Origin of the sequence: Streptomyces sp. NPDC046887 (assembly GCF_040644755.1) — a bacterium.
GTDB lineage: Bacteria > Actinomycetota > Actinomycetes > Streptomycetales > Streptomycetaceae > Streptomyces > Streptomyces lichenis.
Window position 1 is genome coordinate 104,630 of sequence record NZ_JBEYXH010000015.1, and the last position, 25,316, is coordinate 129,945.

The 25,316-nt window shown below is 73.5% G+C and carries 19 protein-coding genes and 1 riboswitch; of the genes, 8 read left to right on the plus strand and 11 right to left on the minus strand.

The window, feature by feature from the left end; genetic code table 11:
• Positions 1-59: 59 nt before the first annotated feature.
• Together ABZ945_RS16735 and ABZ945_RS16740 are read right to left on the minus strand one after the other, a co-directional pair.
• Entirely contained in the window at positions 60-800 is a 741-nt protein-coding gene (locus ABZ945_RS16735) for an enhanced serine sensitivity protein SseB (protein WP_361269496.1), read from the minus strand.
• Between the two features lie 136 nt (positions 801-936).
• Positions 937-1,653: an AAA family ATPase gene (locus ABZ945_RS16740; RefSeq protein ID WP_361269498.1), complete on the minus strand. Its 717-nt coding sequence runs from the start codon at positions 1,651-1,653 to the stop codon at positions 937-939.
• A 260-nt stretch (positions 1,654-1,913) separates the two neighbouring features.
• Positions 1,914-2,027: riboswitch (glycine riboswitch) on the plus strand.
• Between the two features lie 147 nt (positions 2,028-2,174).
• On the opposite strand from ABZ945_RS16740, the gene gcvT reads away from it, so the two are divergent.
• The 4 genes from gcvT (at position 2,175) to ABZ945_RS16760 (ending at position 6,669) form a co-directional block, all read left to right on the plus strand.
• A complete protein-coding gene (gene gcvT, locus ABZ945_RS16745) occupies positions 2,175-3,290 on the plus strand; it encodes a glycine cleavage system aminomethyltransferase GcvT (protein ID WP_361269501.1) in 1,116 nt (371 codons plus the stop codon).
• A 145-nt stretch (positions 3,291-3,435) separates the two neighbouring features.
• Positions 3,436-3,813, plus strand: coding sequence for a glycine cleavage system protein GcvH (gene gcvH, locus ABZ945_RS16750; RefSeq protein WP_361269504.1), 378 nt, complete (start codon positions 3,436-3,438; stop codon positions 3,811-3,813).
• A 12-nt stretch (positions 3,814-3,825) separates the two neighbouring features.
• On the plus strand, positions 3,826-5,085 hold the full coding sequence (glyA, locus tag ABZ945_RS16755; RefSeq protein WP_361269505.1) for a serine hydroxymethyltransferase: 1,260 nt from the start codon (positions 3,826-3,828) through the stop codon (positions 5,083-5,085).
• 213 nt (positions 5,086-5,298) lie between these two features.
• On the plus strand, positions 5,299-6,669 hold the full coding sequence (locus tag ABZ945_RS16760) for an L-serine ammonia-lyase (protein WP_361269507.1): 1,371 nt from the start codon (positions 5,299-5,301) through the stop codon (positions 6,667-6,669).
• A gap of 67 nt (positions 6,670-6,736) precedes the next feature.
• Here the strand turns inward: ABZ945_RS16760 and ABZ945_RS16765 are convergent, their stop codons facing one another.
• The 5 genes from ABZ945_RS16765 to ABZ945_RS16785 all read right to left on the minus strand — a co-directional run bounded on the left by ABZ945_RS16765 (position 6,737) and on the right by ABZ945_RS16785 (position 14,320).
• Entirely contained in the window at positions 6,737-8,956 is a 2,220-nt protein-coding gene (locus ABZ945_RS16765) for an RICIN domain-containing protein (protein WP_361269508.1), read from the minus strand.
• Positions 8,957-9,047: 91 nt separating this feature from the next.
• Positions 9,048-10,901, minus strand: a complete 1,854-nt coding sequence (locus tag ABZ945_RS16770) for a glycoside hydrolase family 35 protein (RefSeq protein ID WP_361269511.1) — start codon at positions 10,899-10,901, stop codon at positions 9,048-9,050.
• On the minus strand, positions 10,898-11,857 hold the full coding sequence (locus ABZ945_RS16775; RefSeq protein WP_361269514.1) for a carbohydrate ABC transporter permease: 960 nt from the start codon (positions 11,855-11,857) through the stop codon (positions 10,898-10,900). The genes ABZ945_RS16770 and ABZ945_RS16775 overlap by 4 nt, the downstream gene beginning before the upstream one ends.
• Positions 11,854-12,843 (minus strand): sugar ABC transporter permease, encoded by a 990-nt coding sequence (locus tag ABZ945_RS16780; RefSeq protein ID WP_361269517.1) that lies wholly within the window; start codon positions 12,841-12,843, stop codon positions 11,854-11,856. The genes ABZ945_RS16775 and ABZ945_RS16780 overlap by 4 nt, the downstream gene beginning before the upstream one ends.
• A gap of 178 nt (positions 12,844-13,021) precedes the next feature.
• A complete protein-coding gene (locus tag ABZ945_RS16785) occupies positions 13,022-14,320 on the minus strand; it encodes an extracellular solute-binding protein (RefSeq protein WP_361269519.1) in 1,299 nt (432 codons plus the stop codon).
• A gap of 231 nt (positions 14,321-14,551) precedes the next feature.
• Between ABZ945_RS16785 and ABZ945_RS16790 the strand changes: the two genes are divergently transcribed.
• Complete coding sequence (locus ABZ945_RS16790; RefSeq protein ID WP_361269522.1) at positions 14,552-15,601, plus strand: LacI family DNA-binding transcriptional regulator; 1,050 nt, start codon at positions 14,552-14,554, stop codon at positions 15,599-15,601.
• A 59-nt stretch (positions 15,602-15,660) separates the two neighbouring features.
• On the opposite strand, the gene ABZ945_RS16795 is transcribed toward ABZ945_RS16790, so the two are convergent.
• From ABZ945_RS16795 to ABZ945_RS16805, 3 genes are all read right to left on the minus strand, one after another.
• Positions 15,661-16,077 carry a universal stress protein gene (locus tag ABZ945_RS16795; RefSeq protein WP_248635180.1) on the minus strand — a complete coding sequence of 139 codons (417 nt, stop codon included), beginning with the start codon at positions 16,075-16,077 and terminating at the stop codon, positions 15,661-15,663.
• 3 nt (positions 16,078-16,080) lie between these two features.
• Positions 16,081-17,598, minus strand: coding sequence for an APC family permease (locus ABZ945_RS16800; RefSeq protein ID WP_361269525.1), 1,518 nt, complete (start codon positions 17,596-17,598; stop codon positions 16,081-16,083).
• 124 nt (positions 17,599-17,722) lie between these two features.
• Positions 17,723-18,931 (minus strand): saccharopine dehydrogenase C-terminal domain-containing protein, encoded by a 1,209-nt coding sequence (locus tag ABZ945_RS16805; protein WP_361269528.1) that lies wholly within the window; start codon positions 18,929-18,931, stop codon positions 17,723-17,725.
• Between the two features lie 117 nt (positions 18,932-19,048).
• On the opposite strand from ABZ945_RS16805, the gene ABZ945_RS16810 reads away from it, so the two are divergent.
• Positions 19,049-19,771 carry a TetR/AcrR family transcriptional regulator gene (locus ABZ945_RS16810; RefSeq protein ID WP_361269530.1) on the plus strand — a complete coding sequence of 241 codons (723 nt, stop codon included), beginning with the start codon at positions 19,049-19,051 and terminating at the stop codon, positions 19,769-19,771.
• A 47-nt stretch (positions 19,772-19,818) separates the two neighbouring features.
• Here the strand turns inward: ABZ945_RS16810 and ABZ945_RS16815 are convergent, their stop codons facing one another.
• Complete coding sequence (locus ABZ945_RS16815; RefSeq protein ID WP_361269532.1) at positions 19,819-20,667, minus strand: DUF6426 family protein; 849 nt, start codon at positions 20,665-20,667, stop codon at positions 19,819-19,821.
• Between the two features lie 258 nt (positions 20,668-20,925).
• Between ABZ945_RS16815 and ABZ945_RS16820 the strand changes: the two genes are divergently transcribed.
• Together ABZ945_RS16820 and ABZ945_RS16825 are read left to right on the plus strand one after the other, a co-directional pair.
• A complete protein-coding gene (locus ABZ945_RS16820) occupies positions 20,926-21,369 on the plus strand; it encodes an Lrp/AsnC family transcriptional regulator (RefSeq protein WP_361269637.1) in 444 nt (147 codons plus the stop codon).
• Positions 21,370-21,512: 143 nt separating this feature from the next.
• A complete protein-coding gene (locus tag ABZ945_RS16825; RefSeq protein ID WP_361269535.1) occupies positions 21,513-25,292 on the plus strand; it encodes a LuxR C-terminal-related transcriptional regulator in 3,780 nt (1,259 codons plus the stop codon).
• Positions 25,293-25,316 lie beyond the last annotated feature (24 nt).

Here is a 25,316-nt window from a genome sequence, read left to right on the forward strand (position 1 = left end):
CTCCCGCCCCTCTACGGGCCACCCGGCCCACCCGGCAAGCTTATGTGCGACGGGCGCGGTCAGGCCGGTCCGCGCTGGTGGAAGGGGCGGACCCGCTCCAGCATCCAGTCCCCGACCGGGTCCTGGGCCACGTCGAGCAGGACCAGGTTGACCGGCCAGCGCACCGGGACGCGGCCGAGCGCCCGGCCCAGGGCGTCCATCGGGGCGGTGCGCTCGGGGCCCTCCCAGGAGGAGAGCTGGACGCCGATGAAGAGCACCGGGTCGCCGCCCTCGACGCTGGCCAGGCAGCGGCGGGCGGTGAGCACGGTGCCGGCGGCGTCGAACTCGGCGGCCGCGGCGGCCAGGAAGTCCACCGGGTCGTCCTGCCAGTCGGGCTCGAAGAGCCGCACCCGGCCGCCGGAGGCGGGCCCGTCCAGCGGGGTGTGCCCGATGCGGCACAGCTCGGCGACGGCCGGGGGCGGCAGCGGTACGCCGACGGCGCCGCCCGGGTTGACGGCGATGCCGACCTGCGGGGGCAGCCCCCGGGCGAACTCCACGGCGGGCGCCACGGCGTGCGGGAGGCGGGGGCCGGCGCAGCGCTGGAACTGCTCGGCGGAGCTGAAGACCGGGACGTAGGCCTGGCCGTCCAGCTCCAGGGTGGGCAGGTCGAGATCGCGGCTGTCGGGGCCGCCGCCGCCCGGCAGCGGCACCCAGACCTGGCTGCGGCCCAGCACCTCGATCAGGCGGGCCCCCGCCTCGGGCGTGCCGAGCGAGGCGGCGAGCGCCTCCTCCAGCTCGTTGGCCGGCCATGCGGTGTCCACTGCTGCCCTTGTCCTTCCCCGCGCCGCGCGCGCCTCCGCCCCGGTCGGGTCACCGGTGGCTGCACCCTAACGCGGGGCGGGCGAGGGCTGTCAGCCCGGGCGGGAAGGGGCTGCCTACCCGGGCGAGCGGGGCCCGTCAGCCGTCGAAGGCGATCCGGCGCAGGGCGGAGGCGGCGGGGCGGTCCAGCAGGATCGCGGAGCCGCAGCCGGCCGGGAGGATGCCGCGCTCGGCGTCGCCGACCAGCCGGCCGACGGCCCGGCGGTGGCGGGCGAAGGCGTAGCCGGAGACGCCCCGGCCCCGGTCGCGCTGGCCCTGGCGGGCGGTGCGCGGGGTGACGTCCAGGAGCAGCAGATGCAGCCGGCGGCCGCGTCTGGCGGCCTCCCGGGCCAGCCAGCGGCGCACCCAGGCCTGGGTGCCGCAGTCATGGACCACCACCGGCTCGCCGGAGCGCAGCGCCCGGCGCAGCCCGGCGTAGTGGGCGAGCCGGGCGAGCGGGCGGTAGACCGCATACGGCAGGGCGGCGGGCATCCGGTGCTCCCAGCGCTCGCGGGCGTCCTGGGAGTCGATGCCGCGGCCCTGGGCGGCGCGGGCGATCAGGGTGGACTTGCCGCTGCCGGGCAGTCCGGAGACGACGACCAGGTCACCGGGGGCGAAGGTGAGGGCGCGCGGGCCGCGGCCGGAGCGCTCGCGCAGATCGCGCACGGTGGGCAGGGCGGGGCGGGCGGCCGGATCCGCGGCGGTGGCCCGGGCGCGGGCGGGCAGCCGGGGCCGCACGGCGCCGCCGGACCCGGTGCCGGCCGCGCCGGCCGGGCCCGCGCCCGTCGCGTACGCCTCGGTGCGCTGCGTCCTCATCGCTCACTCCCCCGTCCAACGGGCCCCGTCGGGCCCAGCTTCCCGAGCTGTCTCACGCCAGGGGCTCGCCGTGTTCCGAGCTTTGCCCCTGAAGTGTAAAGAATCGGTAATAAGGCACAAGTGATATGACCATCCCCACGCTGAGGCCCCGGCAATCCGGACCTTTTCCGATGGCAGTGCTCGTGCGATGATGTGCCCGCCACGCGCACAGTTGGACAGCTCGACCGCTCGACCGTGCTGACAACCGCATACCGGCCGCTCGAATCCGCGCGGGAGAGTTCCGGGGCCGTACCGAGAGGTACACCGCACGCCCCGGGCGCCGAAGGAGCAAGTCCCTCCCTTGAATCTCTCAGGCCCCGTACCGCACGCGATGAGGCAGATCTGAAAAGCGAGCCGCTCCGCCGGCTCCACCCAAGGTGCAAGCCCCGACCCGCCGTGGTCGCGGCGAACCTCTCAGGTTCCGATGACAGATGGGGAGGATCGTCCTCGCCAGCATGCCCCGGACCTGGGAGCCACATCCGATGAGCACCGCCCCCCGTACGACCGCCCTCGACGCCGTGCACCGCGCGCTGGGCGCGACCATGACCGACTTCGCCGGCTGGGACATGCCGCTGCGCTACGGCAGCGAGCGGGACGAGCACCAGGCCGTCCGCAGCCGGGCCGGGCTGTTCGACCTGTCCCACATGGGCGAGATCACCGTCACCGGGCCGCAGGCCGCCGCGCTGCTGGACTTCTCGCTGGTCGGCAACATCTCCTCGGTCGCCGTGGGCCGCGCCCGCTACACCATGATCTGCCAGGAGGACGGCGGCATCCTGGACGACCTGATCGTCTACCGGCTGGAGGAGCGGCGGTACATGGTCGTCGCCAACGCCTCCAACGCCCAGACCGTGCTGGACGCGCTGAGCGCGCGGGCGGCCGGCTTCGACGCCGAGGTGCGCGACGACCGGGACGCCTACGCGCTGATCGCGGTGCAGGGCCCGGCCTCCCCCGGCATCCTCGCCTCGGTGACCGACGCCGACCTGGACGGGCTGAAGTACTACGCGGGGCTGCCCGGCACCGTCGCCGGGGTGCCGGCGCTGATCGCCCGTACCGGCTACACCGGCGAGGACGGCTTCGAGCTGTTCTCCGCCCCCGAGCACGCCGAGACCCTGTGGACCGCGCTGACCGAGGCGGGCGCGGAGGCCGGGCTGATCCCGTGCGGGCTGTCCTGCCGGGACACCCTGCGCCTGGAGGCGGGCATGCCGCTGTACGGGCACGAGCTGACCACCGCGCTGACCCCGTTCGACGCGGGGCTCGGCCGGGTGGTCAAGTTCGAGAAGGAGGGCGACTTCGTCGGGCGGGCCGCGCTGGAGGCGGCCGCCGAGCGCGCCGCCGCCAAGCCGCCGCGCAAGCTGGTCGGGCTGGTCGCCGAGGGCCGCCGGGTGCCGCGCGCCGGGATGTCCGTGGTGGCCGGCGGCGAGGTGGTCGGCGAGGTCACCTCCGGCGCCCCCTCCCCCACCCTCGGCAAGCCGATCGCCATGGCCTACCTGGACGCGGCGCACGCCGAGCCGGGCACCGCGGGCGTCGGCGTCGACATCCGCGGTACCCATGAGCCGTACGAGGTCGTCGCGCTGCCGTTCTACAAGCGGCAGAAGTGACCGCGTAGCCGGTAGCCCGTAGCCGTACGGAAGGGTCAGCCCGTACCCGTACGGCCGCATCCGGCCCCGTAGCACGGGTGAGGCACGCCCGCGCCACCGCTCCCCCGTTCACCACCACTCCCCCGCGTACAGGAGAATCCAGGTCATGAGCAACCCCCAGCAGCTGCGCTTCAGCAAGGAGCACGAGTGGCTGTCGCCCGCCGAGGACGGCGTGTCGACGGTCGGCATCACCGAGTTCGCGGCGAACGCGCTCGGCGATGTGGTGTACGCCCAGCTCCCGGAGGTCGGCGACACGGTGACCGCGGGCGAGACCTGCGGCGAGCTGGAGTCGACCAAGTCCGTCAGCGACCTGTACTCGCCGGTGAGCGGTGAGGTCGTCGAGTCCAACCAGGACGTGGTGGACGACCCGTCCCTGGTGAACACCGCGCCGTTCGAGGGCGGCTGGCTGTTCAAGGTACGTGTCAGCGAGGAGCCGAAGGACCTGCTCTCCGCGGACGAGTACGCCCAGTTCTCCGGCGCCTGAGGAGCCAGATCGATGTCGCTTCTGAACACCCCCCTGCATGAGCTGGACCCGGACGTCGCCGCCGCCGTCGACGCCGAGCTGCACCGCCAGCAGTCCACCCTGGAGATGATCGCCTCGGAGAACTTCGCTCCGGTCGCGGTCATGGAGGCCCAGGGCTCGGTCCTCACCAACAAGTACGCCGAGGGCTACCCGGGCCGCCGCTACTACGGCGGCTGCGAGCACGTCGACGTGGTCGAGCAGATCGCCATCGACCGGATCAAGGCCCTGTTCGGCGCCGAGCACGCCAACGTGCAGCCGCACTCCGGTGCCCAGGCCAACGCCGCCGCGATGTTCGCGCTGCTCAAGCCGGGCGACACGATCATGGGCCTGAACCTGGCCCACGGCGGTCACCTGACCCACGGCATGAAGATCAACTTCTCCGGCAAGCTCTACAACGTGGTCGCCTACCACGTGGACGACGCCACCGGCCAGGTCGACATGGCCGAGGTCGAGAAGCTGGCCAAGGAGTCCAAGCCGAAGCTGATCGTGGCCGGCTGGTCCGCGTACCCGCGCCAGCTGGACTTCGCCGCCTTCCGCCGGATCGCGGACGAGGTCGGCGCCTATCTGATGGTCGACATGGCCCACTTCGCGGGCCTGGTCGCGGCGGGGCTGCACCCCAACCCGGTGCCGCACGCCCATGTGGTCACCACCACGACCCACAAGACCCTCGGCGGCCCGCGCGGTGGCGTGATCCTCTCCACCGCCGAGCTGGCCAAGAAGATCAACTCCGCGGTCTTCCCCGGTCAGCAGGGCGGCCCGCTGGAGCATGTGGTCGCCGCCAAGGCGGTCTCCTTCAAGATCGCCGCCTCGGACGACTTCAAGGAGCGCCAGCAGCGCACCCTGGACGGCGCCCGGATCCTGGCCGAGCGCCTGGTCAAGGACGACGTCACCCAGCACGGCGTCTCCGTGCTGTCCGGTGGCACCGACGTCCACCTGGTCCTGGTGGACCTGCGCTCCAGCGAGCTGGACGGCCAGCAGGCCGAGGACCGGCTGCACGAGATCGGGATCACGGTCAACCGCAACGCGGTCCCGAACGACCCGCGCCCCCCGATGGTCACCTCGGGCCTGCGGATCGGCACCCCGGCGCTGGCCACCCGCGGCTTCACCACGGAGGACTTCGCCGAGGTCGCGGACGTGATCGCCGAGGCGCTGAAGCCGGCGTACGACGCCGAGGCACTGAAGGCCCGGGTCTCCGCGCTCGCCGCGAAGCACCCGCTGTACCCCAGCCTGTAGCCTTTGCTAGGTATACGTAACTTTTGCCGATTGTCGTGAAGGTTACGTAGCACACAGACTGATTCGCGGGGCACCGCGCACACTGAAGAGTGAGTGCGGTGCCCCGTGGCTTGCCCCCGGACCGCCCGGGGCCGGCCCCGCAGCTCTTCCATCCCCCGCTTGTCCCTGCACCACCCCGGCAGACAGCGACGTCTACCCACCAAGGAGACTTCCGTGGCCATCTCGGTCTTCGACCTGTTCTCGATCGGCATCGGCCCGTCCAGCTCCCACACGGTCGGCCCCATGCGGGCGGCCCGGATGTTCGCCCGGCGCCTGAAGAACGAGGGGCTGCTCGCCCACACCGCCAAGGTCCGCGCCGAGCTGTTCGGCTCGCTCGGCGCCACCGGCCACGGGCACGGCACCCCCAAGGCGGTGCTGCTCGGGCTGGAGGGCGACTCCCCGCGCACCGTGGACGTGGAGAGCGCGGACGCGCGAGTGGAGGCGATCAAGGAGGCCGGGCGGCTCAACCTGCTCGGCGCCCACGAGATCGGTTTCGACTTCGACGAGGACCTGATACTGCACCGCCGCAAGGCGCTGCCGTACCACGCCAACGGCATGACGGTCGTCGCCTTCGACGCCTCCGGGGCCACCCTGCTGGAGAAGACCTACTACTCGGTCGGCGGCGGCTTCGTGGTGGACGAGGACGCGGTCGCCGGCGAGAACCCGATCGTCCCCGACGACACCGCCCTCCGGCACCCCTTCCGCACCGGCGACGAGCTGCTGCGGCTCACCCGGGAGACCGGCCTGTCCATCTCCGCGCTGATGCTGGAGAACGAGAAGGCCTGGCGGACCGAGGAGGAGATCCGCGCCGGTCTGCTGGAGATCTGGCGGGTGATGCAGTCCTGCGTGGAGCGCGGCCTGTCCCAGGAGGGCATCCTGCCGGGCGGGCTGAAGGTGCGCCGCCGGGCCGGGCACACCGCCCGCAAGCTGCGCTCCGAGGGCGACCCGCTGGCGCTGTCCATGGAGTGGATCACCCTCTACGCGATGGCGGTCAACGAGGAGAACGCGGCCGGCGGCCGGGTGGTGACCGCCCCGACGAACGGCGCGGCCGGCATCATCCCGGCGGTCCTGCACTACTACGTGAACTTCGTGCCCGGCGCCGACGACGAGGGCGTGGTCCGCTTCCTGCTGGCCGCCGGCGCCATCGGCATGCTCTTCAAGGAGAACGCCTCCATCTCCGGCGCCGAGGTCGGCTGCCAGGGCGAGGTCGGCTCCGCCTGCTCGATGGCCGCGGGCGCGCTCGCCGAGGTGATGGGCGGCTCCCCCGAGCAGGTGGAGAACGCCGCCGAGATCGGCATGGAGCACAACCTGGGCCTGACCTGCGACCCGGTCGGCGGCCTGGTCCAGATCCCCTGCATCGAGCGCAACGGCATGGCCGCCGTCAAGGCCGTCACCGCGGCCCGGATGGCGCTGCGCGGCGACGGCAGCCACAAGGTCTCCCTGGACAAGGTCATCAAGACCATGAAGGACACCGGCGCCGATATGAGCGTGAAGTACAAGGAGACGGCCCGCGGCGGGCTGGCGGTGAACATCATCGAGTGCTGAGCCCGGTGGTGGGCGGCCGGGCCGCGCCGGTCCCCGGGTGGGGGCCGGCGCAGCGTGGTCCACGGGGTCAGGTGACGGTCCACCTCTGGAGGGTGGTGCCGGTGTCGGGGTGCTGGGTGACCGGGGCGCCGTCGGCGGTGGAGGCGGTGGTGAGGGCCAGACCGCTCTTGACGGAGGTCAGGGTGTAGGTGCCGTCGGGGCGGCGGGTGGCGTTCCAGCGCTGGTTGGCGCCGCCGTTGCAGGTCCACTGGACGACCTTGGCCCCGGCGGTGGTGGAGCCGTCGCTGACGTCGGCGCAGAGACCGGACTCGGCGTTGACGACCTCGTAGGAGCCGCCGGCCTGCTGGGTGAAGCGCCACTGCTGGTTGGCGCCGCCGTTGGCGGTGTAGGTGGTCAGCTGGGTGCCGGGGGTGGTGCTGTGGCCCGGGTTGTCCAGGGCCTTGCCGCCGGCGGTGAGGGTGCGGACGCCGTTGAGGTTGGTGGGAGCGGTGCCGACCGCGGTGAGGGTGAGGGTCTGCTCGGCCGCGGTGCGGGAGCCGCCGACGGTGCCGGAGCCGGTCCAGAAGCGGGCCGGGGTGGTCTCGGCGAGCCGGGAGGAGTCCGCCGATATCCCGATGACCAGGCCGCTGTGGCGGTTGACCAGGCGGTAGGTGCCGCCGGAGGCGTTGCGGATCACCCACCACTGCTGACCGACGGTGGGGCCGCCGGTCCCGGCGGGGGTGGCGGTGGGCTTGGTGCCCCAGGCGCGCTGGGCGGGCGTGGTGCCGACGCCCAGCAGATGGCCGGTGGCGGTGTTGGCGACGCGGTAGGAGCCGTCGCCGTTGGGGCTGAAGGTCCAGACGTCCGGGTGGGCGCCGCCTGCGGTCTGGGAGGTGGTGGCGGAGCCGCCGGAGACCTGGGCGAGGACCCGGTTGCCGGCGCCGGCGATCCGGTAGGTGCGGGTGGTGTCGACCGGTGCGGCGGGGGCGCTGGTGTCGATGGAGAGGTTGAGGTACTCGGCGGAGGCCCCGTTCGAGCAGCCGAAGGAGCAGTAGGAGCGGAAGTCGCGGCCGACGATGGCGGAGCTGGTCTTGCTGGCGCTGTCCAGGAACCAGCGGTACCAGGAGGCGTTGGTGTAGCCGCCGGTGTCGCCGATCAGCTTCCACTTCTGGGTGGCGAGGTTGTCGGTGGCGTAGAGCTGCTGGGGCGCGTTGCCGGACTGGTCCACCGCCTGGGGCTGGCCGATGTAGAGGCCGAGGTGGGCGTTGAAGGTGATGTCCATGACGAACAGGGGTGAGGTGGGGGGCGTCTTGCCGGCCGCGACCTGCTCGGCGGTGGTGCCGGTGGCAGCCGGGTCGTACTCCTTGTTGGCGGGGGTGTAGCCGGTGCCGTTGCTGGCGGAGTCCACCGGCACCATGTTGCTCTCCTTGCCGCCGGTGCCGGGCTGGGACCAGGCGCCGTCGTACCACTTCTGCCAGGAGTTGGGCGCCATCTTGGCGGAGATGGGCGAGCGCGCGACATGGGCGTGGAACGCCTTCCAGCCGCCGTTCTTGTCCACGATCCGGGAGCCGTAGAAGGCGTAGAAGTAGCCGGAGGCGGTGTCGGCGAAGAGGCGGGGGTCGCCGTCGCCGTAGTGGTAGGTCTTCTGCGGGAAGGCCGCGTTGTCGCCCCGCTTGGTGCTGTACGGGGAGGTGATGACGTGGTCCTTGATGGTCCACGTCCTGCCCTGGTCGGTGGAGACGGCGTAGTCGATGCCGTCGTAGTGGAGGCCGTCGCCGAAGGGCTGGGGGGTGAACTCGTTGTGGATCAGGGTGTACCAGTGGCCGGTGTCAGGGTCCACCCAGGTGCCGCCGGCCGGGTCGCAGTAGTTGCGGTGGGCGTAGCCGGAGCCCGAGGGAGCGTTGGTCGACTTCACCCCGGTGACGCTGTTGTTGCAGCGCCAGGTGGTGTCGTTGTTCTTGTCGTTGGCGTTGGCCGGGTTGACCGCGTTGCTGATCGCGTGCTTGGTGGTGTTGTCGAAGTCGGGGCCGGAGTAGAAGGACCAGGAGCGGCCGTCGTTCGCTCCGTAGAGGGCGTGGGCCTGCTGGTAGTAGAAGGTGCCGTCCTTGTCGATGTACGGGGCGGCGGGGGTGTCGTCGGGGCGGTTCCAGGGGCCCTTGGCGCCGACGCTGACGGTGTAGGTGGGTGCGGCGGCGGTGGCGGCGGGTGGGGTGGTGAGCGCGGCGCTGCCGACCGCGACGAGCGCGGCCGCGACCAGCCCGCCCGTGATCCTTCTGCGGGTATGGATGCGTGTGCGTGGGACGGACACTGCTGCTCCTTCGTGGGGGTCTCCGGCCGCCTGGGGTTGGGCGGCCGTCGGGTTCGCCGGGCGTCCGAGGGGCGTGGGATCGCCCGGGGGCTCAGTCGAAGGTCTCGATGTACTCCTCGGTGGGTCCGAGGGCGGGGTGCTCGCGCAGGGCTATGTGGTCACCGAGGCGTTCCAGCTCCAGCACGGTGAGGGTGTTCTCGCCGGGCCGGAGGAAGGGGTGGGGTAGATAGAGGGTGGTCTGCGGGCCGATCTCCCAGTAGCGGCCCAGCAGTTCGCCGTTGACCCAGCAGAAGCCCTTGGCGAAGCCGGGCAGGGCGAGGAAGGTGTCGGCGGGCCGGTCCACGGTGAGACGGGCGGTGGCGAAGCCGGCCGGGCCACCGGGCGGGGCGAGGGAGACGGCGCGCTCCAGCTGCCCGGGGGTCCACTCGTCCAGCGGGAGCCGCCGCATCTCCCAGCCGTGCACCAGCCGCCGCTCGACGCGTACTCCGCCGAGGATGCCCTTGCCCTGGCCGAGCAGCGGCCCGTAGTTGATCCGGCCCTGGTTCTCCACCAGCAGGTCCAGCCGCACCCGCTCCCCCGTCCCGGTCACCGGGCAGGAGGCGGTCTCCCGGTCGAGTACGGCGACGGGGGCGCCGTCGACGAAGACCTGCGCCCGGTCGTGCAGCCCGGTGACGGTCAGCTGGTGCTCGCCGGTGGGCAGCAGCGGATGGGCGGTGTAGAGCATCAGCCCGGAGGCCTGGCCCAACTCCTCGAAGCTGAGCGGCAGGGGGGCCGTCACCGGCTCCGCGGTCGTCCGCAGGGCGTCCAGGAGCGGCGCGCCGGGGGTCACCGGGAGGGTGCGGGGTGGCAGCAGGGGCGGATGGGCGGGCAGTGGGCGGGGCGGGGCGGCGGGGTCGAGGAGCCGTTCCCGGATGGCGTGGAACTTGGCGGTGAGGGCGCCGTGTTCGGCGACGGGGGCGTCGGAGTCGTAGCTGGTGACGGTGGGCTGGAGCCGGTCCCCGTCGTGGTTGGCGCCGGCCCACAGGCCGAAGTTGGTGCCGCCGTGCGCCATATAGAGGCTCACCGAGCCGTCCGCGTCCAGGATGCGGCCGACGGTCCGGGCGACGTCGGTGGCGCCGCGTACATGGTGCTTCTCGCCCCAGTGGTCGAACCAGCCGTTCCAGAACTCCGCGCAGAAGAAGGGCTCTTCCGGCCGGCGGGCGCGCAGCAGCGCGGCGGCCTGCTCGGGGCGGGAGCCGAAGGTGGCGGCCGCCAGGTGGCCGGGGACGGTGCCGCCGTCGAGCATGAGGTCGGTGGGCCCGTCGGCGGTGTAGAGCAGTTCGGTGATCCCGCGGGTGGTGAGGGCGTCGCGTACCCAGCGCAGATAGCCGGCGTCGTCGCCGTGGCTGCCGTACTCGTTCTCGATCTGCACCGCCACCACCGGGCCGCCGCGGGCCGTCTGCAACGCGGCGATACGGGGGATCAGGGCGTCGAACCAGCGGCCGACCGCGTCCAGAAAGGGCGGGTGGGAGGTGCGCAGCCGCATCCCGGGGGTGCCGGTCAGCCAGGCGGGCAGCCCGCCGTTGTCCCACTCGGCGCAGATGTACGGGCCGGGGCGGACGATCAGGTCCAGCCCCGCCCGCTGGGCCAGCCGGGCGAACCGCTCCAGGTCGCGCCAGCCGTCGAAGCGGGCCTGCCCGGGGGCGCGTTCGTGGAAGTTCCAGGGGACATAGGTGTCGACGGTGTTCAGTCCGAGGGCGGCCAGCCGCTCCAGGCGGTCCGCCCACTGCCCGGGGTGGACCCGGAAGTAGTGCAGCGAGCCGGAGAGCACCCGGTGCGGCCGGCCGTGGCGCAGCAGGGTGCGGCCGGTGTGGGTGAGCGCGGGCGGCTCATCACCGCCGGACGCGGGCGGCTCACCGCCGGGCGCGAGCCGGGTGGGCGTGGACGGGTCGGCCTGGATGGTCATTTGACGGCTCCGGCGGTCATGCCCGCGCGCCAGAAGCGCTGGAGGGCGAGGAAGGCGATCAGCAGCGGCACGATCGACACCAGTGAGCCGATGACGACCAGCGGCGGCGGCACCGCGACATGGCTGGCGTTCCAGCCGACCAGGCCGACGGTGACGGGTTGCAGCCGGTCGTCGCCGAGGACCATCGCGGGCAGCAGGTAGTTGTTCCAGATCTCCACGAACTGGAAGAGGAAGATGGTGACCAGGGCGGGCAGCATCATCCGCACCCCGAGGGAGCGGAAGATCCGCAGTTCGCCCGCGCCGTCCAGCCGGCCGGCCTCCAGCACCTCTTCGGGGATGGACTGGGCGGCGAACACCCGGGCCAGATAGACCCCGAACGGGCTCACCGCGCTGGGCAGCAGCACCGCCAGCGGGTTGTCGATGAGCCCGGCGCCGGAGAACATCAGATACAGCGGCAGGGTGAACAGCACCTTCGGCACCAGTACGGCGGCCAGCACCAGCCCGAAGACGGCGCCCCGGCCGGGGAAGTCGAACGTGGCCAACGCGTACCCGGCGAGCGCGGAGAACGCCGTACCCAGCAGCGCCCCGGTGCCGCAGTAGAGCAGGCTGTTGAGCATCCAGCGCCAGAAGATCCCGCCGTCCTGGGCGCCGAGCCGGGCGATGTTGCCGAAGAGGTCGAAACCGTCGAACCAGAGGCCGCTGCCGCTGAACTGCTCGCCGAACGGCTTGGTCGCCGACACCAGCAGCCACCACAGCGGGAACAGGAAGTAGCAGGCCGAGAGCCCCAGCAGCGCGGTCACGGTGGCCCGGCTGGTGAAGGTCGTCTCCCGGCGGGCGGAGGGCGGGAGCCGGTGCGTACGCGGTGCGGACCCGCCCCCGGCCCGGTGGCGCGGCCCGTTCGGCGCGGACCCGGCGGCCTCCGGCCGGGTGAGCCCTGCGGTCTCGATGGCGCTCATGCGGAGTCTCCCCGGCTGGTGAGCTTGAAGAAGGCGAAGGAGACGGCACCGACCAGCAGGGCGAGCACCACCGACTGAGCCGCCGCGTAGGGGTAGTTGCCGGCCGCCACGGCGCTCTGGGCGGACATGATCGGGGTGTACGTGGAGGGGATGGCCCCGGCGGAGACGGGTTGCAGTACGGCGGGCTCGTTGAACAGCTGGGCCGAGCCGATGACCGAGAACACGGCGGTCAGCACCAGCGCCCCGCGCACCGCCGGGATCTTGATGCTCCAGGCGATCCGCAGCGCCGAGGCCCCGTCCATCTTCGCGGCCTCCAGCACCTCGGCCGGGATGGACTGCAGGGCCGCGTAGATGATGATCATGTTGTAGCCGGCCCAGCTCCAGGTGACGATGTTGGCCACCGACCAGAGCACCAGGTCCTCGTCGAAGAACGGGACGGTGAACCCGAGCGGGGCCAGCAGCCGGTTCACCGGGCTGGACTGGGTCGAGTACATGAACGACCAGATCAGCGCCGCGCTCACCCCGGGGATGGCGTACGGCACGAAGCTCGACAGCCGGAAGAAGCCCTTGCCGCGCGCCGACTTGGCGTCGATGAGCAGGGCCAGCCCGAGGGCCAGGCCGAGCATGACGGGCACCTGCACCAGGCCGAAGACCGCGACCCGGCCGAGGGAGCCGGTGAAGGCGCCGTCCTGGAAGGCCCGTACGTAGTTGGCCAGCGGGTCGAACACCCGGGTCGGGGCGGTGAGTCCGAGTCCGGAGCGGCGCACCGCGTACAGGCTGCTGACCGCCGCGTAGACGATCGGCGCCAGATACATGCCCGCGAAGAGCAGCAGGAACGGCGCGCAGAAGAGCAGGGGCGTCCGCGCCTTTCGGCGGGGCGCCCGCGCCGGTGCCTTCGCCGGTGCGGCGGGCCCTGGCGGGCGGGTGGGTGGCGGCTCTTCCGGGGGGCGGGCCCGGAGCTGCGCGCGGGGGCTGGCATGGGACACGTGCGGATTCCTTCGTGGTGGCGCGGGGAGGGGGCGAGGGGTGGGGGGGTGCGCTGCCGGGGGGGCGGAGGCGTGGGGGTGGGGGGGTGCGCTGCCGGGGGGCCGGAGGCGTGGGGGTGGAGGGGTGCGCTGCCGGACGGGGTCAGGGGGCGCGTCCGGCAGCGCACCGGCCGGGGGGCTACTCGGCGGTCCGCAGCCCCTGCTTCCTCATCTCCGCCAGGGTCTGGTCCTGGGCGGTGCGCAGAGCGGCGCCGATGGTGGACGTGCCGGACCAGGCCTTGCCCAGGCCGTCGTCGAGATCGGCTGCCGTCTTGGTCATCAGCGGCCCCCAGGTCCACTCGGTGCCGACCTTGGGCGCGGCGTCGGCGAACACCGGGTAGATGTTCTGGCCGCCGAAGTACGGGTCACTCCGGCGCAGTTGGGGCAGGTCGAGCAGCTTCTTGGCGGCCGGGTAGAGCGCGGCCTTGTCCACCAGGGCGCCGTAGGTGCCGGGGTCAGTGGAGAGCCAGTGGGCGAACTCCCAGGCGGCCCTGGTGTCGCCGCAGCCCTTCAGTACGGCGGTGGCCGAGCCGCCGGCGTTGCCCACCCGGGGGGCGGAGGCGTCCCACTGGGGCATCGGGGCCACCGCCCACTGCCCGGCGCCGTCCTTGGCGCCGCCCTTGATGACCCCGGCCTGCCAGACCGCGCCGACCACGGTGGCGATGTTCCCGTTGCCCAGGCCGGTGTACCAGGCCTGGTCGTACATCGGGGCGCCGCTGATCAGCTTGTCGTCGGCCAGGCCCTGCCAGTAGTCGGCGACCTTCCGGTTCTCCGCGGAGGCCATGCTGACCTTCCAGGAGTCACCCTGGACGCCGAACCACGTGGCGTCCGTCTGCCAGGCCAGACCCGCGTAGTCGTAGTTGAGATACGGGGAGGAGATGTACCGGTCGGGGTCCGAGGCGTGGATCCTCTCGGCCGCGGTGCGGTACTCGGCCCAGGTGGCCGGGGGCTGGAGCTTCAGGGAGTCGAAGACCTTCTTGTTGTAGAAGAGCGCCATCGGGCCGGTGTCCACCGGGGCGCCGAAGACCTGGTCGCCCAGGGTGACCGACTTCCAGGCCGCCTCCTGGAAGTCGTCCTTCGACGCGGCGGCGTGCTCGGCGACGTTCTCCAGGGCGCCCTGGGCGGCGAAGCTGGGCAGCGTCTCGTAGCCCACCTGCGCCAGACAGGGCGCGTTGCCCGCCTTTACCGCGTTCAGCATCTTCTGGTAGCCGCCCTTGGCGCCCGGCTGCACCGCCTGGTACGTGACCTCGGTGTCCGGGTGAGAGGCGTTGAAGGCCTTCACGGCATCCGCGTACCCGGGGGCCCAGCCCCAGAATGTGATCGATGCCTTGCCGTTCGCAGCCGGCTTGCCCTCCGTCGACGGGGAGCATCCGGCGGCGGCGAGAGCGAGTACCAGCACGCCGCATGCGCCCATTCTGCGCGCATTGGTCAGGTTCACGGTTCCTCCTGAGCACCGCGGCAGGCCGAGCTGGCAGCTCCGAAGGGACCGCGGGGAGAGATGGGGCGCCGCCGGGGACAGCGGCCGGCGCGCTTCGATGACTGCGACTATGGCAGCCGTTGTTATCGATGCCAAGAGCTGTGAAGGGCTTGTTTCGCCGAAAGTCCGCTTCTTCGGCGCGGTGATGAACGCCGGTATCATGCATGGATCGCGGGCCGGGAGAGGGGCGTCATGGGGAAGAAGGGTGCCCAGGCCGGGGCACGGCCGCCGGGGATGGCGGATGTGGCCCGTACGGCCGGAGTGTCGGCGCAGACGGTGTCGCGGGTGCTCTCGGGCCACCCCCATGTGCAGGAGCGCACCCGCGCCAAGGTGCTGGCCGCGGTGGAGCAGCTCGGCTACCGCCGCAACAACGCGGCGCGGATGCTGTCCTCGGGCCGCAGCCGCACCATCGGCGTGGTCACCCTCCAGACCACCTTCTACTCCCGCGCCGCGGTCACCTCCGGCATCGAGCACGCGGCCCAGGCGGCCGGGTACGCGGTGAGCACCGCCACCACCACCTCCCTGGACACCTCCGCCATCGAGGCCGCGCTGTCCCGGCTGGCCGACCAGGGCGTGGAGGGCGTCATCCTCTCCGTACCGCTGGTCCACACCAGCCCGCGCATCGAGCAGCTGACCCGCGCGGTCCCCACGATCACCATCGACGGCTCCCGCACGGACACCACCGAGGTCGTCGCCGTCGACCAGACGCTCGCCGCCCGGCTGGCCACCCGGCATCTGCTCGACCTGGGCCATGAGACCGTCTGGCATATCGCCGGGCCCGAGCGGTGGCTGGAGGCCGGCAGCCGCTGCGACGGCTGGCGCGCGACGCTGGAGGAGGCCGGCCGGCCCGTACCGCCCCCGCTGGAGGGCGACTGGTCGCCCGCCTCCGGATACCGCAACGGACTCATCCTCGGCCGCATCCCCGACGCCACCGCGGTCTTCGTGGCCAGCGACGAGATGGCCTTCGGCGTGATCCGGGCCCTGGCCGAGCTGGGCCGGCGGGTCCCCGAGGACGTCTCCCTGGTCAGCGTGGACGACATCGAGCTGGCGGCCTACTGCAGCCCCCCGCTGACCACCGTCGCCCAGCCCTTCACCCGCACCGGGGAACTCGCCGTCGCGCACCTGCTGCGGCATATCGCCGCCCCGGACGCGGTGGCCCTCCCGGAGACGGTCGAGCCCCAGCTCGTCATCCGCGCCAGCACCGCCCCCGCCGGCGGCCCCGCGGCAGTCCCCGGAGCCTGACGGCCGGAACCGCGGCCGAGGATGTCACCGCTGCCAACAGCTCCCCCTCTCCCCCGGGGTCAGCCTTCGGTCGGCACGCAGAGCACCGGGACCGTCGACAGGTGCAGCAGCTTGTGCGGGGTGGAGCCGAGGAGGGCGCCGCGCATGGGGCTCTCGCCCCAGCTGCCGACCACGATGAGGCGGGCGCGGTGGCGTTCGGCGGCGGCGAGGAGGGCGGTGGCGGGTTTGTCGTCCAGGATCTCCACCGTGGTGGGCACGCCCGCCGCCTCGGCGGCCTCGGCGGCGTGGCGCAGGGCGGTGCGGCCCACCTGGCGGAGGGCGTCATGGTGGCTGCGGTACTCCTCGCCCACCCCGCCGGGGGCCGCGGCGCCGTAGACCAGGACCAGGGGCTCGGTGTGGGCCAGGGCCTCCTCGATGGCCACGGTGAGGGCGCGTGCGGCGCCGGCGGACTCGTCGTAACCGAGGACGATGGACATGGATCAGCCTCCGTTCCGGCGGGCGGGGGCATCGGGGCGGGCGGTGGCGTCGGGCGGGGCGGTGCCGGGGCGCTCCGACCAGTAGGCGGGCGAGACCAGGCGCTGGACGACCATGACCACCACACCGGTGGCGGCGATGCCGAGGGCGATCACCAGGGGCGGGCCGAGGCCGAACCAGGAGGTGCCGCTGTAGGAGTTCGCCGGGTCGGCCATGTCGCCGATCGACTCCACCAGCAGCCAGGCCAGCAGGGCGGCGCCGACGAGTGGGCCCAGGCCGATGAAGAGGAAGCTGCGCAGGTCCTTGAGGAGGTGGTGGCGGTAGTAGACGGCGCAGGCCAGCCCGGTGAGGGCGTAGTAGAAGGCGATGAGGAGGGAGAGCGCGGTCAGGGAGTCGAAGAGCGCGTTCTCGCTGATCTGGTTGACCACCAGGTACCAGCCGGCCGCCACCACCGCGACCCACCAGGTGCTGGTGTCCGGGGTGCGGAAGCGGGGGTGGATACGGGCCAGGCCCTTCGGCAGCGCCTGCCGCCGGGCCATGGAGAGGATGGTCCGGGAGGCGGGGATGATCGTGGTCTGGGTGGAGGCCAGCGCGGAGGTGCAGATGGCGAGCAGCACCACCCAGTCCCAGCCGCCCATGACCTGGTCGGCCAGCGTGGCGAAGACCGCCTCCTCCTCGTCGGCGTTCTCGGAGAGGAAGGCCGTCCCGGCGTAGGCCACCACGGCGGTGCCCACCGAGAGGTAGGTGACCAGCAGCACGATGGTGGACCAGACGCCCGCCTTGCCCGGGGCGCTGGCGGAGTCCTTGACCTCCTCGGTGAGGTTGACCGCCGACTCCCAGCCCCAGTAGATGAAGACGCCCAGCAGCAGCCCGCCGGTGAGGGCGGCCCCGCCGGCCCCGAAGGGGTTCAGCCAGTCGACCTCGGGCGTGAGCGAACCGGACGGCGCCGTCCCGGCGGACACCTGGTAGAGGGCGGCCGCGGCGAAGACCAGCAGGCAGACCACCTGGGCGAGGATCAGCACGTCCTGCACCCGGGCCGACGCCTCGGTGCCGATGACGCACACCGCCGTCATCGCCACGATGAGCGCCACGGTCAGCCCCTGGCGTACCACCTCGTTGTCGGCGAGCCCGTCCAGGCCGAGGGTGAGCAGCCCGTAGGTGACGGCGACATCCGCGAGCGAGCCGACCACCAGGACCCCGGTCATCGCCACGGCCCAGCCGCCGAGCCAGCCCGCCCACGGGCCCATCGCCCGGGTCACCCAGGAGAAGGTGGTGCCGCAGTCCTGGTCGACCTTGTTGAGGTAGTAGAACGCGGAGGCGATCAGCAGCATCGGTACGAAGGAAGCGAGCATCACCCCGGGCGCGTAGACCCCGACCAGCACCACCAGCGGGCCGATGACCGCGGCGAGGGAGTACGCGGGTGAGGTGGAGTTCAGCCCGATGACCAGCGCGTCGGTGAACCCGATGGCACCGGCCTTCAGCCGGGGCGGGCCGTTGGTGCCCTCGGTCTGGTCCTTGGTCATCTCTTGCCTCACCTGGGGTGTCTCGGTGTCCTGCCACGGCGCGCCGGGGGTTCTTCTACGATGCGCCGCGCCGGTGCCGGCCGCCCGCCGACGAGCGGCCGGCACTGCTCGCGCGGTCCGGCCGTCACTGCTCGCGCAGCCCCCACGGCGAGCCGTAGTCGTTGAGCAGGTCCAGGAAGGGGCGCGGGTCGAAGGCCTCGGGGCCCAGCACCCCGGCGCCGCTCCAGACGCCGCCGGCCACCAGCTCCAGGGCGACCACCGGGTTGATCGCGGTCTGCCAGACCACGGCCTGGGAGCCGTACTCGGCCATCGACCACTCGTTGTCGACCACGTGGTACAGGTACACCTCGCGCGGGGCGCCGTCCTTCACGCCCTTCACCCAGGTGCCGGCGCAGGTCTTGCCGCGCATCCGGTCGCCGAGCGTGGCGGGGTCGGGCAGACAGGCGGCGACCACGTCCCGGGGTGCCACCTCCACTCCCCCGACCGCGACCTTGGCGGTGCGGTCCAGGCCCAGCCGGTGCAGGGTCTTCAGCGTCTCGATGAACTCGTCCCCCAGCCCGTACTTGAAGGTCACCCGCTTCGCGTCCACCCAGCGCGGGATCAGCAGCACCTCCTCGTGCTCGACGTTCACGCACTCCACGGGCCCGATGCCCTCGGGGAAGTCGAAGACCTCGGGCTCGCTGAACGGGGCGGTGGTGTACCAGCCGCGCTCCTTCTCCCAGATGACCGGCGGGTTGAGGCATTCCTCGATGGTGGTCCAGATGGAGAAGGAGGGCGCGAAGTCATAGCCCTCGACGGTGAGGTTGGCGCCGTCCCGTACGCCGATCTCCTCGATCTCGTCGAAGAGCTCCTCGGCGGCGTAGCGGGCGAAGACATCGGAGAGGCCCGGCTCCACACCGACCCCCACCAGCGCCAGCCGGCCGGCCTCCGACCAGGCGGCGGCCCGGTCGAACTGCCCGTCGCCCAGCTTCGTACCGCACTCCTCGTAGGGCCGCTCCGGGTGCGGGGACGACAGGGACATGGCCATGTCCAGATAGTGCGCGCCCGCCGCCAGCGCCGCCTCGAACAGCGGCATCACGAAACGCGGGTCGGTGGCGTTGAGCAGGACGTCGCACCGCTCCTCCGCCAGCAGCGCGGTGACCGCGGCCTGGTCCGAGGCGTCGATGCGCCGCGCGCTGAACCGGGTCTCCTCCGCCCCGAGCGCCGCCACGGCCGCCTGGGCCCGGGCGAGGTCGTAGTCGCTGACGACCAAGTGGTCGAAGAAGGAGCGCCGGGCCGCGATCCGGGTGATCGCGGTGCCCACGCCGCCCGCGCCGACGAGCAGGATCCGCATGGTGCTGTGCCTTTCGCAGCGGGCTCCGGGGAGGGTGAAGCCCTGGTTCCGTCATGAAAGGCGCCGGGTGGAGTTAAGGTCAATGGCGTTGGCATAAGGGTGGACGGAGGGTCGGGCATGGCCAAGCGGGTGGTGCCGGAGGCGGAGCGGCGGCGGCGCCGGCCGACCAAGGGCGGCGCGGTCCTCTCGGAGCGCACGATCGTCGAGACGGCGCTGCGGATGCTGCACGAGCACGGCCGCGAGGGGCTGACGGCGCGGCGGCTGGGCACGGCACTGGGCGCCGATCCGAGCACCCTCTACCGCTACTTCCGGGGCATGGACGAGCTGACCCTGGCCATCGGGGACGAGCTGGTCGGACGCGCGCTGCGGGGATGGGAGCCGTCCGGGGAGTGGCTGGCCGACCTGCGCGAGGTGGGGCTGCGGATCTACCGGGCCTACCTCGCCCATCCGGAGGCGGCGGTGCTCACCGCCAACCGGGTGAGCGGACGGGCCAACGAGATCGCCGGGGACGAGGCCATCCTGGGCGTACTGCGCTCGACCGGGCTGCCCGATCCGGAGGTGGTACGGATCTACCAGGCGTTCGTCGACCAGGCGCTGGCCTTCGCGGCGCTGGACGCCGCCAGCCTCGCCCTGCCGGAGGCGGCCCGCGCCGACGACGAGGCGGTCTGGCGCTCCACCTACGCCCGGCTCCCGGCCGAGACCCACCCGCATATCGCGGCCACCGCTGAGCTGCTGGTGGCCCGGATGAACGACAGCGCGTACCCCACGGCGCTGGAGATGCTGCTGGGCAGCGCGGCGGTGGCGGTACGAGAAGGGCGGGGCGGCGGTACGGGAGGCTGAGCCCCGCCGTACCGCCGCCCCGCCCCGGTGGGAGTCGGCCCGCCGGTTCAGCAGGCGCGGCCGGTCACGATGCCGGTGGGCGCGGTGACATTGACGAACTCGGTGGAGTAGTTGCCCCAGAAGTCGTGCGTGGTGATCGCGTAGACATTGGTCTGGTACTCGACGAACAGGGCCCAGGACTCACCCGGCTTGAGGGTGAGCTCGGAGTTGTAGGTCTCGGTGACGGTGGTGTTGAGCTGCGTGTTCAGTTCGTTGGTGAGCTGTCCGAGCGCCGTCGCGGAGATGTTGGTGCTGGTCTGGGTGGAGAGCGTGTAGGTGATCCCCCGGCTGTACTTGGCCTCGACGGTCGGGGACTGGTTGCGGTAGCACTTCCCCCCGCGCTCCTCCCACACCTTGCCCCGGCTGTGCACTCTGACCTGGGCACCGGCGCCGCCACCCGCGGGGGACGTCGCGATACCCGGGCTGGGCGGGGTGGCCGGGCGGATGGCGTGCCCGGTCACCACGACCTCGGGCAGCGTCGCGTCGATGGGTTCGCCGATCGGCCCGTCCAGGATCTCGATCCCGGGGTTCGAGGGCTCGGACGGGGGGTTCCCGTGGTCACCGGAGTCGCCCGGATCGCCGGGGTCGCCCGGCTCACCGGCGTCGCCCGGATCGTCGCTCCAGTCGCCGCCGTCATCGCCGGCATCGCCACCGCCGCCGTCACCGCCTTCGCCGCCCCAGTCGCCGCCACCCCAGTCGCCACCGCCCCAGTCACCCGAGTCGCCGCCGCCCTCCCCGTCGCCCGGGTCCTCGTCCTGGCACAGGGTGGAGCCGCCGCAGGCGTAGGCGGTGAACGGGACCGCGGCGGCCGGCACCGCGGTGAAGACGACGGCGCCGAGCACGGCGGTCGCGGCCATGGATCTCAATTTCACGGGTTCTCCCAGGTCGGGGGTGGTTACGGGCTGACGGCACGGCAGTCTTCCGGGCACCCCCGGCCCCGCACAGCCGTAGAACTACGGAACCGGCTACGTAGCGGTGGGCGCGGGCGCGGCCGTTGGTACGGTCGACGACCGGCGGTCCGCGCCCGTGCCGCCGCGCGATCCCGCGGCTCTTGCGGCCCCTGCTCCCTCGCGCCCTTGCGAACGAAAGGCGGTCCCGTGGCGGCCCGTATCGAACTGGACTCCGTCGACCGGGCCTTGATCCGCCTGCTGCAACAGGACGGCCGCGCCTCGTACACCGATCTCGGCCGGGAGGTGGGGCTGTCCGGACCCGCCGTACGGGCGCGGATACAGCGGCTGACCGACGGCGGACTGCTCCAGTTCGCCGCCGTGACCGATCCGCTGCGGCTGGGGCTGCCGGTGATGGCCCTGCTCGGCATACGGGTGGACGGCGCCCCGCGCGAGGTGCTGGCGGCGCTGGAGGAACTGCCGGGCGTGGTCTACCTGGTGTCCACCGCGGGCTCCTTCGACCTGTTCGCCGAGGTGGTGTGCCGGAGCATGGACGAGCTGTTCGAGCTGATCAACGACGAGATACGGAGGGTGCCCGGGGTGCGCGAGGTGGAGTCCTTCCCCTACTTCGGCATCCATGTGCACCGGTTCACCTGGGATGTGCCGGAATGAGGCGCGGGCGATGACGGGCCGTTGTCAGTGCGGCGCGTTACTTTGAATTCGAAGCAGGAAGCGGGGGAGAAGTTCCGAAACTGACGTGCGGTCGCGCCGTGGCTTTGGCCAGGGTGTGCAGATGGCCGCAGGGGGGAGGCGCGGTGTTCGTTGTGCCGTCACCGAAGGCGGACGGCCCAGTGGTGGGGCGTGAGGCCGAAAGCGAGCGGTTCGCCCGGCTCCTGGACGGGCTGGAGCGCGGCCGGGGGGCCGTGGTCGAGATAGCGGGCGAACCAGGCGCCGGCAAGACCCAGTTGGCCTGCCGGCTGGCGGACCTGGCGGCGCGCCGCGGGCTGCCGGTGATCTGGGCCCGGGCGCCCCGCTCGGGCGAGGACGGTCCGTTCCGGGTCTTCCGCGCCGCCGTGGGGTCGACCGGGGCCGCCGAGCCGTCCGACCCGGCGGCCTGGTGCGAGCTGATACGTCGGCGGGCCGCCGGTGGCGTGCTGTTAGTCGATGACCTGCACCGGGCCGACCCGTCCTCGCTGGAGGTGGTGCTCCGGCTGATGCACTCCCCCTCCTCCGCTTCCCCGGTCGCCGCCCCCTTCGTACTGGCCCTGGCGCACCGGCCCCGGCAGAGCCCGCCCGCCCTGCTGGAGGCGCTGGACCTCGGCGTGCGGACGGACGGGATCGTCCGGGTGGAGGCCGGCCCGCTGGATGTGGCGGCGGTGGCGGCCCTGCTCGACCACTGGCACCGCCCGGCCGGACCGCTGGCCTATGTGACGGGGGGCGGGGCGGTGGAGTACGGGCCCGGGGCGCCGGAGTACGGGGCTGGCGCGGTGGTGCACGGGGCCGGGGCGGCGCGCCCGGACATGGGCTTCACGCCGGGGGGCGCGGGCGGGGCGGCGGCCTACGGGGCCGGATCGATGGCCTACAGGGCCGGATCGATGGCGTACGGGGCCGGGGCTCCGGACCCGGACATGGGCTCCGCGCCGGGGGGCGCGGGCGGGAAAGGGGCGTGTCCCGGCGGAACCTCGGCCTACGCGGCCTCCGCGACCGAGGCGCCGGGCCCGGACCTGGCCCCCGTCTCCGGGACCCCGGGCGGGACGGCGGCCTCCATAGCGGAGGCAGCCGAGGCAGCCGAGGCAGCCGAGATAGCCGGGGTGGCCCGGGTAGCCGGGGTGGCCGGGGTGGCCGAGCCGACCCGCGCACCCGAGGTGGCGGCCGGCGGGACGGGGTCCTCCGCGGCGGCCCTGCATGCCGCGTCGAAGGGGCTTCCCGGATATCTCCGGCTACTGGTCGCGGCGGGCTTCGAGGCCGGACTGTGGCCGGAGCGGGCGGGCGCGGACGAGGACGGGCTGCTGCGCGAGGCGGCGCCGCTGCTCGCCGAGCTGGGCGCGCTGAGCGAGCCCGCCCGGGCGGCCGCGCGGGCGGCGGCCGTGCTGGGCGGGGCCTTCCGGCCGGCGGACGCCGCCCGGATCGCCGGGCTCGGCGCGCGGGACGGCCTGGAGGCGTGCGCCGAGCTGGTCCGCGCCGACCTGGTGCGTCCGGCGGGCCACGGCGGGCGGCTGGCGTTCCGTCATCCGGTCGTCGGGCAGGTCGCCCACGCCGACTGCGAGCTGCCCTTCCTGCTGGACGCCCACCGCCGGGCGCTGCGGATCGCCGCCGAGCGCGGTGCCCCGGCCCGGGAGCGCGCCCGGCACGCCGAGCACCTGGTGCACACCGACGGGGCCACCGCGGCGCGCGTCCTCGCCGAGGGGGCCGCGGAGGCGGTCACCCAGGCACCCGCGTACGCGGCCCGCTGGCTGCGGCTCGCCCTGGACGCGCTGCCCGCCCGTGACCCGGGGGTCGAGGAGCGGGCGGCCTGGGAGCTGGCCCACTGCCGGGCACTGATCGCCTCCGGACGCCTCCGGGAGGCCCGCGCACTCGCCCATGAGCTGCTCGCCGAAGGCGGCCCCCGGCTCACCGGGCAGGCCGCCGACGGGGGCGCGCGGCTGACCCCTCGGCTGCTGCTGCGGGCGTACGCGGTCTGCGCCGACGCGGAGCGGCTGCTCTGCCGGTACGAGGAGGCGGAGGCCATCGCCCGCACCGGGATGGCGCTGCTGCCCCGGCCGCTGCCCGCCGTGCTGTCCGCCGAGGCCACCGAGCTGATCTACGAGTACGGGCTGGTGCACGTCCTGCGCGGCACCCACGACCGGATCCGCCCGCTGCTGCGGGAGGCCGCCCGGGCGCGGACCGAGGCCGGGCCCGTCGCCTCGGCGGCCCTCGGTGTGCTCATCGCCTTCTGCGACGTCTTCTCCGGCGACATCGCCCGGGGCGCGCCCGAAGTGGCCCGCTGCGCCGCGCTGGTGGACGCGCTGCCGGACGGGGTGGCCGGCCACACCCCGGACGTCCTCGCGCTGCTCGGCTGCGCGGAGCTGTACCTGGAGCGGTTCCCGGACGCCCGCCGCCACCTCCGGCGGGGGCTGGACGCGGCGACCGGCGGCGCGCAGAAGCACATCCGCGCCCACCAGTTGCTGGGCCTGACCATGATCGACCAGTGGGGCGGCCGGCTCGACGCGGCGGAGCGCCGGGCCGCCGAGGCGGAGGAGCTGGCCCGTGCGGTCGGCGCCCCCGACGTGGTGACGCTGGCGACGGCGATGCGCGCCATGACGCTGGTCTGGGCAAGGGGGCGCCGGTACGCGGGCGAGGCGATCGCGCTCGCGGCCCGGGCGGTGGACACCGCCGCGCTCGGCCGGGGCTGGTGGGCCACCTCCGCGATCAGTCTGCTGGCGCACGCGCAGCTGGTCGGCGGGGACGCCGCCGGCTGTCTGCGGACACTGCTGGACGGCGGGGGCGGTGAAGGCCTGCCCCAGGTGCAGCCCGCCTTCCGGCCCTCGCTCCTCGCCCTGATGGCGAACGCCGCGCTGGCCGCCGGGGACACCGGGTACGCCGAGCGGCTGCTCGCCGACGCCGAGGCGGACGCCGGCCGGCTCGGTCTGCCCTTGCAGTGGGCCTGCGTCCACCGGGCGTCCGCCCAGCTGCGGATGGCACACGGCGAGCGCGCCAAGGCGCTGGAGCTGTTCGAGCGGGCCGCGGAGGGCTTCCGGGGTGGCGGGCTGCCCGTGCAGCACGCGTGGACGCTGATCGCCTCGATACCGGTGACCGCGGCGGTACGCGGCCCGGCCGCCGCGCTGGACGTCCTGACCCGGGCCGAGGCCCTGGCCCGGCCCTGCGGGGCGGCACTGGTCCTGGAGGAGGCGGAACGCATCCGCGCCCGGCTCGCCCCGGGCGCCCGACCGGTCCGGGGCGGCGGCCAGAGCGCGGGTCCCCGAGCCGGGGCTTCCGGGGCCGCGGCTTCCCGTACCGGAGGCCTCCGACCGGATGGCCGCCGGGCTGCCGGTCCCCAGGCCGAGGGTCGTCGGGCCGCGGACGTCCGGTCTGCCGATTCCCGAGCCGCGGGCATCCGGTCCGCGGATTCCCGCGCGGGGGATCGCCGGGCCGCGGATTCCCGGACCGAGGATCGCCGGGCCGCGGGTCCCCGCGCCGAGGACCGCCGAGCCGCCGGCTCCCCGACCGCGGACATCCGGGCACGGGACCCCAGGGCAGGCGCTTCACGAGCGGCGGCGGCTCCCCGGCCCGCGGATTCCCGGGCAGGGGCTTCCCGGACGGGGAATTCACGGGCGGGGGCTTCCCAGTCCACGGCTCCCCGGCCCGCGGATTCCCGGACGGGGGACTTCCCTCCCCCGCCGGTCCTCCGATCCGCGGAGCTGCGGTCCGCGCTGAGCGAGCGCGAACGGGAGGTCGCCGATCTGGCCGCCGCGGGGCTGCGCTCCCGGCAGATCGCCGAGCGCCTCTTCCTCAGCCACCGCACCGTCGACTCCCATCTGGGCAGCGTCTACCGCAAGCTGGGCGTCTCCTCGCGTACCGCCCTGGCCCGGGCGCTCGGCCCGGCCGCCGACGAGTAGGGTGAGCGGGCTCCGGAGGGCCGG